Raw genomic sequence first — 16,566 nt, forward strand, 5'->3', positions numbered from 1 at the left:
GCAGGGGGCCGGGCGGATGCGGACGAGGTCAGGAGGTGAGCTGGGGAAGCTCCAGGTAGGACTTGCCGCGGACGAACCACTGGAAGTCGGCCGCGTTCTTGCCGCTCGGCGAGGGCAGCCCGGCCCGCAGGTTCACGGCCGTGTTGACCAGGCCCCAGTCGAGGCCGCAGCCCGACGCCTTCGGCACGGCGAACGTCGTGTCCGTGGCCGCGACCTTGAAGACCGGCGTCCCGTCGATGGACGTCAGGTCCAGCGAGGTGACCTCGGGGTTCAGCACGATCGGAGCGGCGTCGCTCCCGATGTAGCACCTCTTGCCGAGCAGTGAGTGGATCATGCGGATCTTGATGCCGACACCTCCGGGGAAGATCGGGCCGGCCTCGACCTTCCCGGTGCCCTGGGTCTCCACGTACACGTCGGTGAGCTTGGGCACCTCGAACGGCTTGCCGATGAGGCCGCCGGGCACCTTCATCCGGCCGCCGGCGACGCTGCCGAACGCCGCCGCCGTGCTGCCGTCGGCGAGCTTGCCCTGGGCCACGGTGATCCGCAGGGGCTCGCTGATGTCCTGCTTGATCGAGCCGAGCTTGATCGAGCCGCCCACGGTGATGATGAAGATGCAGCTCCAGGTGTCGGGCGTGGCACCGGCCGGAAGCCGTGGGCAGTCGGCCCAGTCGGCGTCGCTGGGGTGGTAGTCGTAGGCGGCGGCCGCCTGGGCGGGCGCCGCCGGGCCGGCCAGCAGCGCCGCCGCCGCCACGCCGATCGCCAGGCGCCGGGCAAGAACGCTCATGGACTCCTCCTCGGGTCCGCGTCGGGGGGTGCGGACGTGGATGAGTCCCGGTATATCTGCGAAAAAGACGACTTGCTATGTCGCTTTCACAAGGCGCAAGGGCGGATTGTTATCACCATCCGCATAAAGGCGTCAGACGGCCGCGTGCAGCCAGCGCACCGGCGCGCCCTCGCCCGCGTACCGGAACGACTCCAGCTCCTCGTCCCACTGCTTGCCGAGCAGGCGGTCGAGCTCCTCCTCGAGGACGACCCGGCCCTGGGCCGCCATCAGCATCACGTTGCGTAGCCGGTCCTCGGGGATCAGGATGTCCCCGTTCGCGCCGACGACCGCCGTGAAGGCGCCCAGCGTCGGCGTGTAGGCGTGCCGGGAGCCGTCGACGCCCGGCGACGCGTCCTCGGTTATCTCGAAGCGGATGCGCTGCCAGCCCATGAGTGAGGACGTGATCGCCGCCGCCGTGCCGGGACGCCCCTCCCACTCGGCCTGGGCCCGCAGGGTCCCGGGCGCGGCGGGCTGGGCGGTCCACGTCAGGTCGACGGGCACGCCAAGAACGCCTGCGACGGCCCACTCGATATGCGGGCACAGCGCAGGCTGAGCCGAGTGGACGTACAGGACGCCACGAGCAGCAGCCACCGGACCTCCCAATTCGCATGAGGTGCGCCTTCCCCAACGGCCTCACACTTGGAATGATCACGGTTGGATGACTGTAGGAGAGACTACCGTCCGTCGCAGTCTGGCACCAGAGGGGGGTCATACCGATTGGTGCTTGGCGACCAACCGAATCGGGAAGGACGCGTTCCGTAACCATCACGGAAAGGCCCCCCGATGCGCAGCCGGCTCGTCGAACCCCTCCCGGGACGGCCCGTTCTCATCCGTCCGGACGAACTCCTGACCTCCTCCCCCGCCGCCGTCGCCCGGTGGGCCCTGGCCTCAGAACCCCTTCCGGGCGCCGGCCGCGTCCATCGCGTACGGCTGCCGCCGGGCACCGACGTGATCGACCTGACGGCCACGCTCCGCGACCGCGGGCACGCCGCCTCCCCCAACCACGTCCTGTCCGGCCAGCCGCTGTTCTTCGGCGGACCCGGCGGACCGCCCCTGCCCGCGGCGGCGCCGCCGTACGAGCCGGGCGAGCCGGGCGAGGTCACCGTGGCGGTCCTCGACACCGGCCTGGCGCCGCACCCCTGGCTGGCCCGGTGGTACAGCGACGACATCGCCGAGACGCCCGACGCGGACGGCGACGGCGCGCGCGACCGGCAGGCGGGGCACGGCACGTTCGTGGCCGGACTGATCCTGCGGCACGCGCCCGGCGTCCGGCTGCGCGTCCTGCGCCTCCTCGACAGCGACGGCGTGAGCGACGAGGCGGCGCTGCTGCGCGCGCTCGCCGCGCTGCGCGGCGGCCGGGCCGACGTGGTGAACCTCTCCTTTGAGAGTTGTTCTAAAGCACGCGCCTCCGGACCTGGGACCCCATCCTCTCGGGGCGGATAAGCCAACGGGCCGGCGGCCGGCGGCGTCCACTGGGCGCATCCGACTCCCCACCCCGCTAGGAGCGATCATGCGGACCCGTGTCGCGTTGATTCTTGCCGCCGCCTCCGCCCTTACCGCGTGCGCCGCCGACCCGCCCGCCCCCGCGCCACCCAAGACGCTCGCCGTCTTCGGGACCATCACCGTCCCCGGCGGCGTCACCGAACAGGGCCTCGACGGAGGGCCCGGCCAGACCTGCGTGATGGACGGCGGCTACAGCGACATCCGCCAGGGCGCCCAGGTCGTCGTCAGCGACGAGAAAGGCACCACCATAGCCATCGGCAACCTCGGGGAGGGCACACTCGATCTGCCGAACCTTCAGGCCTGGGGCACGCGCAGCTGCGTCTTCCCCTTCCTGGTCAAGGCGCCGGCGGGACGCCGCTTCTACGGAGTCGAGGTGTCCCATCGCGGCAGGTTGCAGTACACCGAGGCGCAGCTGGCCGAGGCGCTCAGACTGACGCTCGGCAGCTGACCTACTCCGGGATGCGCACCTCGGCCGACTCGGCCGGCCAGGCTTCGACCTCTCCCCCGGCCGCCTCGGCCACGAGCATGAACGCGCCCTCCGAGAGGTCGAACCGTGCCCGTTCCGCCTCGCTCGCCTTCCTCGCGAACACACGCATGCCGGGTCGCGCATCGATCACGTGATGGCCGGCCCGGACGAAGGTGCCGCGGCCGGGCACGGTGTGCACCAGGCCGAGCTCGGCCAGGTGCCCGATCGCCCTGCGGACGGTGTCCCGCGCGACGCCGAACTCCTGCTGGAGATGCAGCTCGGACGGCAGCGGGCGGCCGGGCTGGAGCCGGCCGTCGTCGATCCGCTCGCGCAGCGCACGAGCCACCTGCTTGTAGACGGGCACCGCGGACTCCGGATCGATCAGGCTCATACGTCGGACCGTACGAGGGTACCTGTCTGCCCCTACTCTGATCTCTATGTGCGTGGTCAGCCGCCGACAGGTATATAGACAGGTGCCGACCGAGAGCCGTACTGTCGGTTCATGACTCTCCTTGAACTCAAAGATCGGTACGGCCAGAACTGGGTGATCCGAGACGTCCCGGCGCCGTCCGCGACGCGCCTGCGTCAGCTTCCCCTCCGGCTGACCCACGAGACCGCCCTCGCGATGACGCTGGAGGCACATTCCCTCGACGAGCTCGCCGAGCTGCTCGCCGTTCAGGAGCAGCTGCTCGCCGAGGTTCAGGCGTGAGCCTCCTTCTGGCCAGCTACCACGGCGTTCACGTGCCCGACCTTCGGCCTGGGCACGTGAAGCTGCGCTGGTTGAAGCCGGACTGGCACCGCAACACCCGCGTGCGGGAGCGGTCGAAGACCTGCCCCTGCCGGGCGGTGGTCTACACGCTGTTCCAGACGGGCGGGCTGGCGTTCATCCAGCGCGTCAACGCCGACGACACCGTCGAGACCGAGCGCCTACGCACCGCCATCACCCGGGAGATGTGGGACTGGATCCTCACCGGCCGCGCCGTCTGACCCTCTGATCGGCCCGCCAACCTGGCGGGCTGGTGGCCCCGCGCGCCACTGGAGGGTCAGGCGGGGCCACCCCACAACTGAACGGAGCCCGGACGGTGATCAAAGCACCGGCCGGGCTCCTGACCCAGATGCACCTACGGAACAGGAGATCCGGGCTATGCGAGACCCTAACGACGGCGCGATCAGCGCGCCAGATCTCACAACCAGCGAGCCGGACGCGCCGCCTGCGGACCACCCGGCGCAGGCCGTACCGGCCCCCAGCCGAGCGGGCCGCCTGTGGTCCTGGCTCCGCCGGGACCGCGCCGCCGAGGCTGCGGCCGGCGCGGAGGCCGACGCCGTCATCGCGGCCCTGCGGGAACCATCCCCCGCGGACGTCTCGACCGCCTCCCGGCCGCCGTCCGGGGCCGTCCCGCTCGTACGGCGGGGCCGCCCGTCGAAGGGCGAGTCGATCGCCGTGGCCGCCCTCGGCGGGCTCCTGGTCGCGTTGATCGCCGTGGCGTTCCGCGGCTCGTGGACGGCTCACCGGGACGCGGCCCTCGGGGCACACTTCGACCCGATGGGCGCCGGCCTCTATCCGTTCGCCCCTGACGGGCTGATCATCATCGCGTTGGTGGCGGCGATGGTGCTGCGGCACTCCCGGGGGGCACGTTTCTACTGTCTGACCGTCGTCGCGCTGTTCACCGGCACCTCGTACGTCATCAACCACCTGCATGGACTCGGCTGGTTCGCCATACACCCGGGAACCGCCGAGCTGGTGAAGCCGCTCCCCTGGCCCGTCGTCGCGCTCGTCGCCCTCCAGGTCATCGCGGCGATCTTCTTCGGGTCGCACATCCTCGTGCACGTCTTCCGGCACCTGTTCCCCAGCGTCGGCTCCGACTCCCCCGCTCCCCTACCGACGACCGCGGCCAGGCCGGAAGTGGACGCCGGGACGGCCCCGGAGGGCGATCCGGAGCAGCCCGAGACGCCCCCGGCGGCCGTCGAGCCGGACCCGCGCGAGGTGGCCAAGCTGGTGTACCGCGCGTGCCTGGAGGCCGGGGTGGAGCTGTCCCGCAAGCGCCTGTCCACCGTGACCGGGATCAGTGAACGGCAGGCGGGCTACATCAAGACCGACGTCGAGGTCGAGGTCGAGGACACCCGCGAGGACGTCAGCCCGGAGGCGATCCGCCAGAGGGTCACGGCGATGCGCGCCGCGGCGTTGATGGCCGACGACGCGTTGACGGCGAGCGTCAACGGATCGGCCCCCACGGGCCGTACGAACGGTGTCCTGTGATGGCCCGGGTCAAGCGCAAGAAGCGCATGAACGTGTTCGCGGCGCTGTGCACCGCGCTGATCCTCGCCTGGTTCGCGTGGGCCGTCCTGACCAAGGTGGTCGGCCTGCCCGAGCCGGTCCCCCATGTTGCGGCCGGCGCGGTCGGCGCGCTGTGCCTCGCCTGGTGGGCGGGCCGCCGATGAGGACCGTGTACGTCGTCACCACCGCGCCCAGCTCCCGCGCGCAGCGGGCGCGGTTCCTCGCCCTCGTGGCGCTCGCGCGCATCGTCATCTGGCTGGCATTCCTCGGCCATCTCGTCACGCTCGCGGTGGGCGCGCTCGACGCGCTGATCACCGCCGCGATCGGCACCCGCCGCGTCGGCTTCCTTTCCCACCAGCTCGCCGACGCGGCCCGTGAAACCTGGGAGTGGACCCCATGAGCACCGACAAGCCGGGCCGGGCCCGGATCCCCGAACTGTCCGCGATCCCCTGGGAGGGGCCCGTCTCCGTCACCCAGTACGCCAAGGTCGGGCGCGACCTATGCCGGGACGTCGGCGAGGAGTTCGCCCTCGGCTCCGATGAGCTGTACGCCGTCCTGATCCGCAGCTTCCAGGGGCACCCGGTCCTGAAGGTGTTCGGCGCGCCGGACGTGCGCATGCGCGCCCGCCGCGTCGTCAAGCGGCTCAAGCGCGCGGCCGAGCTCCAGCGCGGGGCCGGCGTGGAGCTGGTGAAGTTCCACGCCCAGTTCTGCAAGGAGTTCGTCGAGGTCCTGCCGCCGGCCAAGCCCGCCAAGCGGCAGACGTTCGACTGGACGAAGGACTCGTGATGGCAGCCACAGCGACACGGAGCAAGGAAGTCGCGACCGTCGAGGAGTCCTCGCTGTCGAAGGTCGCGGCCAAGGAGATCGGCAAGGCGATCGCGGTCGCCCTGCCGTGGTTCGTCGGCATGCTCGGCTTCGGGCTGGCGTCCGGCCTGCACTTCGTCCTCTACCGCCCGGACCCGGGCTGGATAGCGGGCTGGGCGTCCATGGTGACCATCTGCGTGTTGATCCTGACCGCGGTGACGTACGGGCAGTCGCACGCCCGCGGCAACTGGGGGCGGATCCACACGACGGCCAGCACGTACCTGGCCGGGATGTGGACGGTCGCCGTCATCATCGCGGGCCCCGGGCACCCGGTCATCTGGCGGCTCGGCGTCGTCGGCGGCGTCACCATGGCCCTGTCGTGGAACATCCGCACGGTGATCCGGCTCAAGGGCTGGGACCAGCCCGGCGCCGTCGTTGACCCGCTGGCGTTCCTGTTCGGCCAGGGCGCCGAGCGGGCCGGGCTGGCCATCGAGGCCAAGACGACGAAGGCGACCGCGCACAAGGTGGAGGGCGAGGTCCAGCTTGAGCCCGGCCGGCAGACCGCCGACGACCTGCAGAAGAAGGTCGGCTACATCGAGTCCGGGAGTGCGCTGCCGCCCGGGTCGATCAGCACGAGCATCGACCCGGACGACGCCAGCAAAGCCAAGGTGACGGTCTCCGACCCGCGGGTGATGAAGTCCCCGATCCTGTGGCCGGGCCCGGCGTGGCCCGGCGGCAGCATCGCCGACCCGATCCGGATCGGCCTGTGGCAGGACCTGGACCCGGTCGAGTACCGGATCATGGGTCACCATCTGCAGATCATGGGCATGTCGGGCGCCGGGAAGTCCATCGGCGGGTGCTGGAACATCCTCGGTGAGGCGATCACCAGGACGGACGTGGCGGTGTTCGCGGCCGACGTCACCAAGGGCACGCAGACCCTCGGCCCGCTGGCCGGGGCGTTGCACCGGCTGGAGACGACCACGGAGGGCGCGCGCGCCATGCTGCGCGACCTCCAGGCCCGGGTGAAGGAGCGCACGAGCCAGCTCGCCCAGCTCGGGCTGCAGAAGTGGAAGCCCGGCTGCGGCCTGCCGTACTGGATCATCTGGCTAGAGGAGTGCCCGGACATCCTGGACGCGATGACCGACCCGGAGATGGAGAAGTTCCTGTCCCTGGTGAAGGCGCTCCGCTCGGGCGGCGGCACGATCGTGCTGTCCTTGCAGCGGTCGGACTACACGCAGATGCCGACGATCGCCCGTGGGCAGCTCGCCAAGATGTGCTTCGGCGTCGAGAACGCGGCCGACGCCTCGTTCGGCCTGTCGGAGGCGCAGCAGGACGCGAACGCCCGCCCGGAGCTGTGGGCGGCCAAGCAGCCCGGCATGGCGTTCCTGGACGCTCCCGGCATCGACCAGGGCCGGATCGCGATGCCGATGCGCACGTACGCGTGGGGCATCAAGGACGGCGAGTTCGACGACGAGCTCGCGAGCGCGGCGATGCGCAACCACGCCGCCCAGTGGCCGGCCTCGGCCAAGAAGGTCGATCCGACGACCGCGGCTCTGTCCCGGCTGTCCAGCTCGCCGACGTCAGCGGAGGAGACGGGCGACGAGACCGAGCAGGAGGACGACGTGCCGGAGGACGTGGCGAGCGAGTACCTGGAGACCGACGACCCCGACCCCGGGGTCCAGGCCGGGATCGACGACGAGATCCCGGACATCGATGAGGGCGAGCCGCCGTGGAAGTTCGCTCCGCCGGGGCAGCGCATGAGCCCGGAGGAGCGGGGCGCGGCGCTGATGAAGCGGTTGCAGGAGATGTGGGACGACGGCGCCCGCGACTTCTCCAGCGGGGACCTGCGGGTGCTGTGGGAGACGACGGACATCTCCCGGGCGTGGGTGCAGAAGCAGCTGAAGCGGCTCGCCCAGGCGGGGATCTTGGGCGGGTACGACGACGAGCGACAGAGGTACCTGATGCCGGAGCGGCCCGAGGTTGAATGATCGCGTGGCACCCCTCGGCGTGCCACGGTAGGGGGGTCGGGGGGAGGGTTACAGGTCAGGAGGGGTGCCACGGTCGTGGCACCCCTTCGTGGCACCTGGGGTGGCACCGATGTGGCGAGGGTGTGGCACCCGGGTGTGGCACCCGGGCAGCAAGATCAAAAAGTATCCGCCGCGCATCCCACGCGCAGCCGTGTGCGGGCGTCTCAGAAGCGCCGAGGCCGCTCGTAGAAGATGTTCTCGTCGAACGTGTACACGACACCCTCCTCGCCATCGTGGGCATCCTTCAGGTGCCGGTCCCACCACTCTCCGACGAGATGCCGCTGAGCCTCGTTCCAGTCGGCGTCGGGCACGGTCATGGACACGTTGGTGCACACCTCGCACCTAATGTTCAGGTTCATGTCTACATGGTCTCGGGAAGCGCCCGAGAAATGGTAATGGTGTAGTTGATACGTGTTTTCGCGCCGATAGTGATCTGCGTCACACATGTGAGAACGCCCCCGACCCCTCACAGGAGGCCGGGGGCGCGTGCTTCCCAGCCGCGTCTCCACCGTGCGACGAAGCACCGGCGACGGGTAGAGGTCTGAGGGACCGACGGGGGTCGGCTCGCGCCGGTGAGAGTCCGCCAGTCCCGATCGGCCGATCAGCCGAGGCTCCCAGCGTAGTTCTTTACCTGGGAGTTCTTCCATCCGGGGCAGAACTGTTGTAGATTTAAGGGTGTCGGGAGGGGGGTGAGAGCCCCGAACGACAGGCCGATCAACCCTCACGAGAGGAGCCGGGAAATGCAGACCCGCCACCACCTCCCCGTCATCTCGATCCGCCTCATGGGCGCCCACGAGACCCGTGTCCTGACCGAGGCGGACGCCATCCACGTCCTGATCCCCGGGCTCCTGGTGGTCCTGCGCGACCGGATCGCCGCCTGGCAGATGGCCACCGTCTGGCGGCGCGCGGCGCGTCAGGCGGACGCCGTCTTCAACGGCCAGACCGCCACCCCGTACGAGGTGCCCGGCTGGGGGCAGGGCACACAGGTGGTCCACAGCGCGGTGTCCCTGATCGGGATGTTCAGTGGGGTCCAGGTCTACGGCCGCACCCCGCAGCACTCCCCCAGCCGCTGCGGCGAGCTGAAGGTCCAGGTGGGCGCGCTCCGGATCGTCTGCGACGACCGGGCGGCGTTCGACCGGCAGGCCACCACCTGGGCGCAGGCGGCCGCCCTGGTTCCCGAGGTCTGGAGGTGACCGGCGGGCCCTCGAGCCCGCCACCTCCTGTCCACAGAATCCGGCTCGGCCACACGGCCGGGCCGCCGCCCGCGCACCCTTCTTGAGACCGAACACGCGCCGAGGGGACCACACATGTACGAGATCAGAGACGACCGCGAGAACGTCATCGACAGCCGGCCCACCTTCGAAGAGGCCGAACAGCGTCTCGACGAGATCGCCCGCCAGGCCACCGAGCAGGCCGCGGCCAACGCCGAGGGAACCGCCGGCATGACGCTGTCGTGGACCATCGTGAACGCCGACACGGGCGAGCTCGCCGCCACCTTCACCATGACCCCGGACACGACGATGCCGTACCACTCGGCCATCCTCGACGACAGGGACGACGCGTGATCCCGCACGACCGCCAGGCCGTTGACGGCCAGGCCGCCGCGCAGCTGCTCGGCATCAGCTACAAGACCTGGCGCAACACCGGCGGCGCCGAGCGCTTCGGTCTGCGCCCCTTCAATCCGGGTGCCCGGAAGCCGTTGTTCGACCGGGCGCAGGTCGAAGCAGCCCGCGACGGCCGCGAGCTCCCGACGTGGCCAGTCGACACCCGCCAGCACCCCGACGACCTACTCGACGGACCGGAGGCCGCCGAGTACCTCGGCATCGACTACGGCACGCTGCGGCGCTATCAGCACGAGCAGCGCCTGAACGCCATCGGGGTATGCGGGGTGCCGCACTTCCGCCGCAGCGACCTCGACGAACGCCGCGACCACCCGGGGAAGCCAGGCCCACGACCGTCGACGCCTGCAGCCCGGTAGGCACGAAGCACAAGTAAAGGGCGCCGCCCATCGAGCGGCGCCCTATGTGTTCTTCACCTCAATGATCGGCATGCTCCTTCTCGCGCCGCTGCTGCTCATGGAGCATCTCCTGCATGGTTCTGAGCAGAGAAGTCAGCAGCATCACGGCGATCGTGCAGTTTTCCGGCGTGCACTGCTGAGCGGAGGGCGCGTGGACGCTCACGTGCCGGCTCAACGTCGTCAGCGGAGGCTCGCCCTTGTCTGGCCACCACCTGGCGTAGAACTGCAGCAGCGGCCCGATGGCGGCCGCCCACTTGAGGCGCCTGAGCGAAAGCTCACCCCAGTCGATCGTTGCGTGCTCGACGGCGTCTGAAGGCTTTCCGATGTACCTGGTAACGAGGGCCTCCGTGACGCATGCGGCGAGTACCTGAGCTGCTTCGATGTGTCCGTCGCGCCATGCGGCGATGGCCTTGCGAGCGAAGTCCGCTCGCGTCAGCAGGTCCTCCTGGTGGATTTCATCGAGCACCGCCAGGCAGTCCTCCGCGATCTCGGCACCTCGGTCTACCAGGATCGCGACGCGCTCATCCCGAGAGTCCACCTTCATGATCGCGGAGATGATATCCGCACGAGGTACCCACACGAGCGGGATACTGTCGCGAGAGACGATCTCCTCGATCTTCCCGTACTCGATGTCGGCATCCTGCCAGTTCGGGGGAAGCTGCTCCTCTATCCATCTCTGGAGGTCGGCCATCGCGGGAGCCATCTGCTCCCAAAGGCGAGAGAAAGCCGGACGCCAAGCATCCGCGAGAAGACGCAACCTCTCCTGGTAGTAGCCCTCCACCCGAGGCAGCAGCGTCTCAGTCACGATCTGCGAGATCTGCTCGGCGTGCGGCCGCCATGCCGCTGCAAGTGCCTGCGAGAGGGCGTTGGTATGCGGCTCTAGGGTCCGCCGCATGTACTCCCTGAGCGGGTCCACAGCGGCGTCGAGCCTTACAGAATCTTCTCCGGGGAGGGTGCTCTGCTCACGATCTGACGCGTCCTCCGGCACCTCACCATCACCGGACGGTCGATCTTCGATCTGTGCCACGTTGCACACACTAGAGGCACTTTGGGCCGGTGGCGTACCGGTCATCCTGCGGGAAGTCGGGTTCCCACGACCTCAGCGCCCGCACGAGGACGGTCGGCGCCGACTTCGCCTGTCCTGGTTGTTCTCTACCTAGCCCCTAGGTAGAGTTACAGCATGGGTAGCATGCCGAGAATGACCATGCCAACCCAGCTCGTTCTTCGCGCGCTCCTGGAGGACCCGACGCGCGAGATGTACGGGCTGGAGATCTGTGGCGCCGCCGGGTTGCCCAGCGGCACCATCCATCCGATCCTGGCGCGCTTCGAGGGAATTGGTTGGCTCGAATCGCGCTGGGAGGACCTCGACCCCAGCGAAGAGGGACGACCCCGTCGGCGCTATTACCGGCTCACACCGGAGGGCGTGGAGCGCTCTCGTCTAGCCCTCGCCCAGGCTCGCACTAAGGTCGCCGAGCTCGACAGTTTCCGCTCCCGACTGGCTGGCCGTCCCATATGAGTGAGAACAACTCGGCCGCGGACATCGATCATCGCGACTACCCAGGGGACGAGCTTAGAAGCGATGCCGTAGACCTTTGCTCTATCCTCCAAGACGCGGGGATCCTGGCTCGCGATCGTGTCCGTTTGATCCTCCAGTCGCCCCAAAGTTGGAGCGCGTACAAGGATTCCCCTGAGCGCGCAGCGCTCCGTGATCTCAATGTCGTACTAGTCGCCTACGTGGACCATGCATGCCTCCTCGCCGAGTGGATCGCGAATTTTTCAAATCGTCTTCTCGCCCGGCCTCAGACTACCCGCCAATGCACTATCGACTATCTTCGTTACCGTGAGCTCGCCGCAGTTCTTAAGCAGGCTCGTAGGGAATACAACCGGACCCATAAGCTTCCTCACGAACTTGACCGAGCCTACTGGCTGGCCCAGTCCCTTTTGGCGAATCTTCAGCCGATGCCTCCGGCAGCGCTCGCACCTCAGTCCCCGAAGCCGGAACCAGTCGTTGCGCGATCAGCGTCGCACTTAATCGGCGTTGAGATGCGACTATTGCCAAACGAATACCGGAGCCGTTACCGGGAGGAGTTTTACTCGGAGGTGCGAGGACTGGCCGAGGCGAAGGCCACTCCAATTATGCAGGTCATCTACGCCATACAGCAATTGCGGCGAGTATGGCAGCTTCGAGCTGCACTTCAGGCACCGGATCAGCCACGGTTCTACCGGCTCCACCGCACTTTATGTTGGATCCTCATCTCAAAATTTCGCACATGGGGCCTCCTCGGGCCGATCCTGGTCTTCGCGGTGATCAACGTGCACCTTTCTCAGGGCTGGGGATCGGCGCTCTTCACGCTGCCCAGCGTCGTCTGCACCTATGAAGGCGTCCAGTGGCTGCGGAAGCGCTGGAACGTCAAGGTGAAGCGGCGGAATACCCCCGCCGGACAACCATCCGACGGAAGTTAAGGCGATGAACGGCCCCACCCTCCTGCGACGGAGAGCGGGGCCGTTCGTGTTTCCCAAGGCCGAAGCCCACCGCTACAAACGAGTGCGCGACGACAGGTCGGACTGGGCGGCCTTTGGCACCGCGTACCCCACTCAGAAGAGGCCGAACAGCATCTCGACGAGATCACCTGCCAGGCCACGGAATAGGCGGCGGCCAACGCCGAGGGAACTGCCGGCATGACGCTCTCGTCGACCATCATGAATCGGGATCGACCACGGCACGCTGCGGCGTGACCAGCACGAGCAGCGCCTGGCGCCCGTAGGCGTGTCCGGGGTTCCGCGCTTCCGCCGCGGCGACCTCGACGAGCGACGCGAGCACCCGACGAAACCAGGCCCACGCCCCGCCAGCGCCACGATAAAGCTGTAGCGCGGTGGCTCTCGCCTCCGGCCACTTTTGACCGGGCCGACTAGCCCCGCGCGTCATCGGGGGGCCGTGCGTGGAGGGGCGCCAGCCCCGGCCGTCTACCGAAAGCCAGGGCTGGCGTCTTAATAGGGCGTACAGTCGTTTACTGGTCAGCTAGACGCGCAGTTCACCTCCAACCTTGCCGGGTGCGGGGATGACGACGTCGATGCGACACTGCGGTGGCTCCTCCCGCGAAGAGTGAGTCAGCGCATAGAACACGGCGAACGCGCCTGCCGCGAACAGGCACAGTACGCCGAGCCGGGCGGTCTTGGGCCAGCTCTCGATAGCTGCCCGGGCCGTCCGGCCTGCTTCTTCTGCTACCTCGGTCCCAGGTGGTTCGCTACCTTCGTCGCTCATGGTGACTTTTCTCCTTTCTCCCGAAAACGAAAAGCGCCCATACGAGTGCCCCTTCAAAGGCGGGTCTCCTGGTAACCCGCGCGCAGGCACAGCGTATGAACGCCAGTGGTGGTGGTTTGCGTATTTAGTTGTAGCCCAACTGATCACCTCAGGCTTGGTGAGAACCTGAGGCCCCCGCGGCCCCGCCAGGAGAGAGACCGACAGGAGGCGTCCTTGAGGAGTGGTGATGGCACGGACGGTGGGGCCGCCCGAGCAGCCACAGTCTGGCACGCGACATCCAGCCGCGAGGGTGAATTAGCCGAAAAGCTGTGACATGCCTGATCAGAGCGCGGACCTCACGGGCCACATGTTCAGACCATTGCCTCCTCGCTGCTGGGGCAGGGAGTGTCAGCATTGAGCGCGAACTTTGGCAGGCATCAGGCGAACAGAAAAGGAACGGCCCCGGCACCTCAGAAGAGGACCAGGGCCTTCGTGTTCCCAGTGCCGCAGCCTGTGCCCTTAGGAGCACCCGGCAGCGGCCAGAAGAGAGGCCGATCCGGCCATCTCCCTGCACGCCTTGCAGACGTGCAACCCCTCCTTGATCGCCCTCCCCAAGAGCACCTGCTTGCGACCCCGCTCGTCACCGATCCACCCGCAGTCATCGCGGAGGTGGTAAGCCTTCAGAGAACTCTGCTGATAACTACGGATCCAGACGGCCGGGTGATCACGCCACGAGCGGATCTCATTCATCTCGGTCTTGAACTGCTTGGTGGCCCGAGCCCACGCTTCACTCGCCTGGGCCGCCTTGACTGTGGCCCACTGATCCCAGGGAGCGCCGTCCTCGTCGGCATCCGACGCCCAGTCGGCGAGCTGTGCCGCCTCCTCGCCAAATTTTTTCGCAACGGACAGCGCCAAGCGGTACCGATTAGCCACCGACCGAACTTCGTCTTGCCAGAGCGCATGCATGCAAAACCTCCGCCGATCACCAAAGAGTAGGGAAAAGTTGGTATCAGTATCCCCATGTCGATGCTGGGCGTAACGCGGAAGAACCCGCCCTCCCCAGGCAGGAGAGGGCGGGGCGGTCGAGCTACGGCCAGAAGCGGCTACAGGGTCGCGGGCGGGCGTACGGGATCCCGCGGCCGGAGCAGGTTGTGCACGAACGCAACAAATGCGGTGACCCCGGCCGACGCGGCCGCCGTACCCAGGACCCACGGGCTGAAAGTGCCAGCCTGTGCGGCCGAGTACATGGTCTCCCATGCGGCCAGCAGCGCGGTCGAAATGGCACCGGCGAGCAGCGTCCGCAGCGCGCGGACGAGCGCCTCGATACGCGGGTTACCTGCGATGCCGAGGCGCGGCGCGATGCTGTTGTAGAGGTAGCTGACGGCGGCCGTGATGAACGCGGTCACGACGGCCACGATCACGATGCGGGGCTGGAACTCACCGCCGGCCAGGGCCGTCTGCAGCGCCAACCAGGCCGCGACGCCGCCGGCCGCGATCGCACCCTGGACCAGCGAGCGGGCCGCCCGGGCGAGGGCTTCGATTCTGTCCACCGTGCAACCTCCGTGAGAGGGCAGGGCCGTACTTCCAACCGCACGGCCACGTCTGTTGGAAACCTCTGATCACGATCAGGTCGCGGCGGCCAACCCGTGGGAATCTTGTGGCGTCCTGCTTACGCTGGAGCCCCCCGACCCGAGAGCCGCCGAGATGAGCGAGATGCCGCCCTACCCGAGTGACCCGTACGGGACGCAGCCGAGCGGCCACCCCTATCAGGCGCCGCAGCCGTACCCGCCGCAGCCCTACCAGTCGGCGCCATACGGCTACCAGCCCATGCCGATGTTCGTGCAGACCCCGCCGACGTCCGGGGTGGCGACCGCCAGCATGGTGCTCGGCATCATCGGGGTGCTCATCGGCTGGTGCACCTTCGGCCTGCCGTGCTTCATCGCGATTGCCACCGGTCACCAGGCGCTGAAGGAGACGAAGAACGGGCAGAAGGGTGGCCACGGTATGGCGGTCGCCGGGCTCATCCTCGGCTACCTGATGGGCATTCCTGCGGCCATCTTCGACATCGCTTTCCTCATGGGCGGCATCGCGAGCCGTTGATTGTCAGATTCGGGCCAGTGCCGGGTCCCGCCACGGTGCTCGCGCTCCGGCTGGAAGCACCCGCCCTCGGCGAGCGGGTGGAGGAACAGCCCAGCCGGGTTGAGGATGCGCTGACAGCTCTAGACGGGCGGCCAGGACATCGGCTACACCAACGCCTGCCGCATGACCAGCATCGATCGCGCGCTTCTGCACGGGTGGCGACAATTGGATCCCAAGGTGGACTCTCGGATCAAGAGGCGCCCACCACCGCCGCTGGGCAAGCTGCGCCACCCGCAGTCGGCTGACCGCGGCGCGCGGGTCATTTGAAGAGCTGGAGGACTGTCCCGACGGCACCGACGACGGCGGCGGCGATCGAAATGACCGTCCCAGTGTCATATTCCTTGCGCGGCTTCAACTGGACCTGGGTGCGCATCTTGAGGGCGGTCGCCCGCTTGACTGCGAACACGGCGGCACCAAGCGCGATCGCGGACCAGAGGTAGAACCCGCGCTGGGACAGATCGGCGGGCGTGATCGGGGGCGACCCGTTCTCCATATAGTTGCGGCCGGTGAACTGCCCGACGACGAGCGAGAGCCATCCGACGGTGGCGCACACCGCCAGCGCCCAGATCAGCATGATGGCGAGGCTGGTCGGGGTTTCCCACGGGCGTGTCGGGCGGGGGGACCACACGTCGCGGCTGGCCCAGGTGGTGTCGGAGTCGGTTGCCTTGCGCGAGGGGGCGTCAGCCGGCGGGGTGAGGGCGATCTCGGGTCTCTTGGTGTCTACCCTGACCAGGAAGCTTTGGCGGGCGACGAGCCACTCCGTGAGTTCCTCGTACCGGCCGAGGGCCCAGGTGGGGTCTTCAGCCCGCACGGTGTAAGTGGTCCACTTGCCGGGGCCGAGCTGAATCGTGACGTGGCGGTACGGCTCCTGCTGGCGGGCCTCCATACGGAGGTTGTCGAGCGCTTCGCGGTCCCCGAGCATGGGCCACAGCCTGGCGGGGGTGCGGGCCTTGGTGGAGTCCCCGCCGATCTCGTAGGTAACGATCGTCTTGGCGTCACCCTCGAAGCCGCCGAGCGCCAGTTCCCATAAGGCCTCGGCTTGTTCGACGGTCAGCCGGACGCCGGCAACTCGTCCTTCGCGTCCCTTGGTCTGCCCTTCCTGCTCGTCCAGCGGATCCATCAGGTCGGTCATCGGTGGCGCACCCCCACGTCCGCGAATGTCGGTTCTCGGGTGGTTCGGCGCGACTGTACATCGCCGATCCGGCTCGCGCCGGGGCTCTCATGTTTTGGACGCGCAGATCAGGTAAAACCGACGTGCCCCATGCACTAAG

25 protein-coding genes are annotated in these 16,566 nt (G+C 68.4%); 15 read left to right on the top strand and 10 right to left on the bottom strand.

Features of this window, described 5'->3' with window-relative positions:
• Positions 1 to 28: 28 nt before the first annotated feature.
• The gene (locus FLW16_RS12170; RefSeq protein ID WP_142560097.1) at positions 29 to 784 is read right to left on the bottom strand and encodes a hypothetical protein; all 756 of its coding nucleotides are present in this window, start codon (positions 782 to 784) and stop codon (positions 29 to 31) included.
• Positions 785 to 916: 132 nt separating this feature from the next.
• Complete coding sequence (locus FLW16_RS12175) at positions 917 to 1,414, bottom strand: DUF3145 domain-containing protein (RefSeq protein ID WP_179155579.1); 498 nt, start codon at positions 1,412 to 1,414, stop codon at positions 917 to 919.
• A 192-nt stretch (positions 1,415 to 1,606) separates the two neighbouring features.
• On the opposite strand from FLW16_RS12175, the gene FLW16_RS12180 reads away from it, so the two are divergent.
• Positions 1,607 to 2,266: a S8/S53 family peptidase gene (locus FLW16_RS12180; RefSeq protein ID WP_142560098.1), complete on the top strand. Its 660-nt coding sequence runs from the start codon at positions 1,607 to 1,609 to the stop codon at positions 2,264 to 2,266.
• Between the two features lie 67 nt (positions 2,267 to 2,333).
• Positions 2,334 to 2,774, top strand: coding sequence for a hypothetical protein (locus FLW16_RS12185; protein ID WP_142560099.1), 441 nt, complete (start codon positions 2,334 to 2,336; stop codon positions 2,772 to 2,774).
• A 1-nt stretch (position 2,775) separates the two neighbouring features.
• Here the strand turns inward: FLW16_RS12185 and FLW16_RS12190 are convergent, their stop codons facing one another.
• The gene (locus FLW16_RS12190; RefSeq protein ID WP_221891031.1) at positions 2,776 to 3,183 is read right to left on the bottom strand and encodes a GntR family transcriptional regulator; all 408 of its coding nucleotides are present in this window, start codon (positions 3,181 to 3,183) and stop codon (positions 2,776 to 2,778) included.
• Positions 3,184 to 3,294: 111 nt separating this feature from the next.
• Between FLW16_RS12190 and FLW16_RS12195 the strand changes: the two genes are divergently transcribed.
• The 7 genes from FLW16_RS12195 (at position 3,295) to FLW16_RS12225 (ending at position 7,859) form a co-directional block, all read left to right on the top strand.
• Positions 3,295 to 3,501 (top strand): hypothetical protein, encoded by a 207-nt coding sequence (locus FLW16_RS12195; protein WP_142560100.1) that lies wholly within the window; start codon positions 3,295 to 3,297, stop codon positions 3,499 to 3,501.
• Entirely contained in the window at positions 3,498 to 3,779 is a 282-nt protein-coding gene (locus FLW16_RS12200) for a hypothetical protein (RefSeq protein WP_142560101.1), read from the top strand. Before FLW16_RS12195 ends, FLW16_RS12200 begins: the two co-directional genes overlap by 4 nt.
• 157 nt (positions 3,780 to 3,936) lie before the next feature.
• Positions 3,937 to 5,049, top strand: a complete 1,113-nt coding sequence (locus FLW16_RS12205; RefSeq protein ID WP_142560102.1) for a DUF2637 domain-containing protein — start codon at positions 3,937 to 3,939, stop codon at positions 5,047 to 5,049.
• Positions 5,049 to 5,231, top strand: a complete 183-nt coding sequence (locus FLW16_RS12210) for a hypothetical protein (protein ID WP_142560103.1) — start codon at positions 5,049 to 5,051, stop codon at positions 5,229 to 5,231. Before FLW16_RS12205 ends, FLW16_RS12210 begins: the two co-directional genes overlap by 1 nt.
• Positions 5,228 to 5,467, top strand: a complete 240-nt coding sequence (locus tag FLW16_RS12215; protein ID WP_142560104.1) for a hypothetical protein — start codon at positions 5,228 to 5,230, stop codon at positions 5,465 to 5,467. Before FLW16_RS12210 ends, FLW16_RS12215 begins: the two co-directional genes overlap by 4 nt.
• Entirely contained in the window at positions 5,464 to 5,853 is a 390-nt protein-coding gene (locus FLW16_RS12220; RefSeq protein ID WP_142560105.1) for a hypothetical protein, read from the top strand. The genes FLW16_RS12215 and FLW16_RS12220 overlap by 4 nt, the downstream gene beginning before the upstream one ends.
• Entirely contained in the window at positions 5,853 to 7,859 is a 2,007-nt protein-coding gene (locus FLW16_RS12225; protein ID WP_142560106.1) for a hypothetical protein, read from the top strand. The genes FLW16_RS12220 and FLW16_RS12225 overlap by 1 nt, the downstream gene beginning before the upstream one ends.
• Before the next feature lie 203 nt (positions 7,860 to 8,062).
• Here the strand turns inward: FLW16_RS12225 and FLW16_RS12230 are convergent, their stop codons facing one another.
• Complete coding sequence (locus tag FLW16_RS12230) at positions 8,063 to 8,257, bottom strand: hypothetical protein (RefSeq protein WP_142560107.1); 195 nt, start codon at positions 8,255 to 8,257, stop codon at positions 8,063 to 8,065.
• Between the two features lie 381 nt (positions 8,258 to 8,638).
• Between FLW16_RS12230 and FLW16_RS12235 the strand changes: the two genes are divergently transcribed.
• From FLW16_RS12235 to FLW16_RS12245, 3 genes are all read left to right on the top strand, one after another.
• Entirely contained in the window at positions 8,639 to 9,091 is a 453-nt protein-coding gene (locus FLW16_RS12235; protein ID WP_142560108.1) for a hypothetical protein, read from the top strand.
• A gap of 114 nt (positions 9,092 to 9,205) precedes the next feature.
• Positions 9,206 to 9,463 (top strand): hypothetical protein, encoded by a 258-nt coding sequence (locus FLW16_RS12240; protein ID WP_142560109.1) that lies wholly within the window; start codon positions 9,206 to 9,208, stop codon positions 9,461 to 9,463.
• On the top strand, positions 9,460 to 9,876 hold the full coding sequence (locus FLW16_RS12245) for a helix-turn-helix domain-containing protein (protein WP_142560110.1): 417 nt from the start codon (positions 9,460 to 9,462) through the stop codon (positions 9,874 to 9,876). Before FLW16_RS12240 ends, FLW16_RS12245 begins: the two co-directional genes overlap by 4 nt.
• Before the next feature lie 58 nt (positions 9,877 to 9,934).
• On the opposite strand, the gene FLW16_RS12250 is transcribed toward FLW16_RS12245, so the two are convergent.
• Positions 9,935 to 10,942, bottom strand: a complete 1,008-nt coding sequence (locus FLW16_RS12250) for a hypothetical protein (RefSeq protein ID WP_142560111.1) — start codon at positions 10,940 to 10,942, stop codon at positions 9,935 to 9,937.
• A gap of 171 nt (positions 10,943 to 11,113) precedes the next feature.
• On the opposite strand from FLW16_RS12250, the gene FLW16_RS12255 reads away from it, so the two are divergent.
• Both FLW16_RS12255 and FLW16_RS12260 read left to right on the top strand, forming a co-directional pair.
• Positions 11,114 to 11,431: a PadR family transcriptional regulator gene (locus FLW16_RS12255; protein ID WP_142560112.1), complete on the top strand. Its 318-nt coding sequence runs from the start codon at positions 11,114 to 11,116 to the stop codon at positions 11,429 to 11,431.
• Positions 11,432 to 12,015: 584 nt separating this feature from the next.
• Positions 12,016 to 12,378, top strand: a complete 363-nt coding sequence (locus tag FLW16_RS12260; RefSeq protein ID WP_142560113.1) for a hypothetical protein — start codon at positions 12,016 to 12,018, stop codon at positions 12,376 to 12,378.
• Positions 12,379 to 12,613: 235 nt separating this feature from the next.
• On the opposite strand, the gene FLW16_RS45130 is transcribed toward FLW16_RS12260, so the two are convergent.
• The 4 genes from FLW16_RS45130 to FLW16_RS12275 all read right to left on the bottom strand — a co-directional run bounded on the left by FLW16_RS45130 (position 12,614) and on the right by FLW16_RS12275 (position 14,706).
• A complete protein-coding gene (locus FLW16_RS45130) occupies positions 12,614 to 12,736 on the bottom strand; it encodes a hypothetical protein (RefSeq protein ID WP_260615187.1) in 123 nt (40 codons plus the stop codon).
• 198 nt (positions 12,737 to 12,934) lie between these two features.
• A complete protein-coding gene (locus tag FLW16_RS12265; protein WP_142560114.1) occupies positions 12,935 to 13,177 on the bottom strand; it encodes a hypothetical protein in 243 nt (80 codons plus the stop codon).
• Between the two features lie 498 nt (positions 13,178 to 13,675).
• On the bottom strand, positions 13,676 to 14,122 hold the full coding sequence (locus FLW16_RS12270; protein ID WP_142560115.1) for a hypothetical protein: 447 nt from the start codon (positions 14,120 to 14,122) through the stop codon (positions 13,676 to 13,678).
• 137 nt (positions 14,123 to 14,259) lie between these two features.
• Complete coding sequence (locus FLW16_RS12275; protein ID WP_142560116.1) at positions 14,260 to 14,706, bottom strand: hypothetical protein; 447 nt, start codon at positions 14,704 to 14,706, stop codon at positions 14,260 to 14,262.
• A gap of 154 nt (positions 14,707 to 14,860) precedes the next feature.
• On the opposite strand from FLW16_RS12275, the gene FLW16_RS12280 reads away from it, so the two are divergent.
• On the top strand, positions 14,861 to 15,256 hold the full coding sequence (locus FLW16_RS12280) for a DUF4190 domain-containing protein (RefSeq protein WP_142560117.1): 396 nt from the start codon (positions 14,861 to 14,863) through the stop codon (positions 15,254 to 15,256).
• A 298-nt stretch (positions 15,257 to 15,554) separates the two neighbouring features.
• Here the strand turns inward: FLW16_RS12280 and FLW16_RS12285 are convergent, their stop codons facing one another.
• On the bottom strand, positions 15,555 to 16,427 hold the full coding sequence (locus FLW16_RS12285; protein ID WP_142560118.1) for a hypothetical protein: 873 nt from the start codon (positions 16,425 to 16,427) through the stop codon (positions 15,555 to 15,557).
• Positions 16,428 to 16,566: the final 139 nt, after the last annotated feature.

Origin of the sequence: Microbispora sp. KK1-11, assembly GCF_006874435.1 — a bacterium.
Lineage (GTDB): Bacteria > Actinomycetota > Actinomycetes > Streptosporangiales > Streptosporangiaceae > Microbispora > Microbispora catharanthi.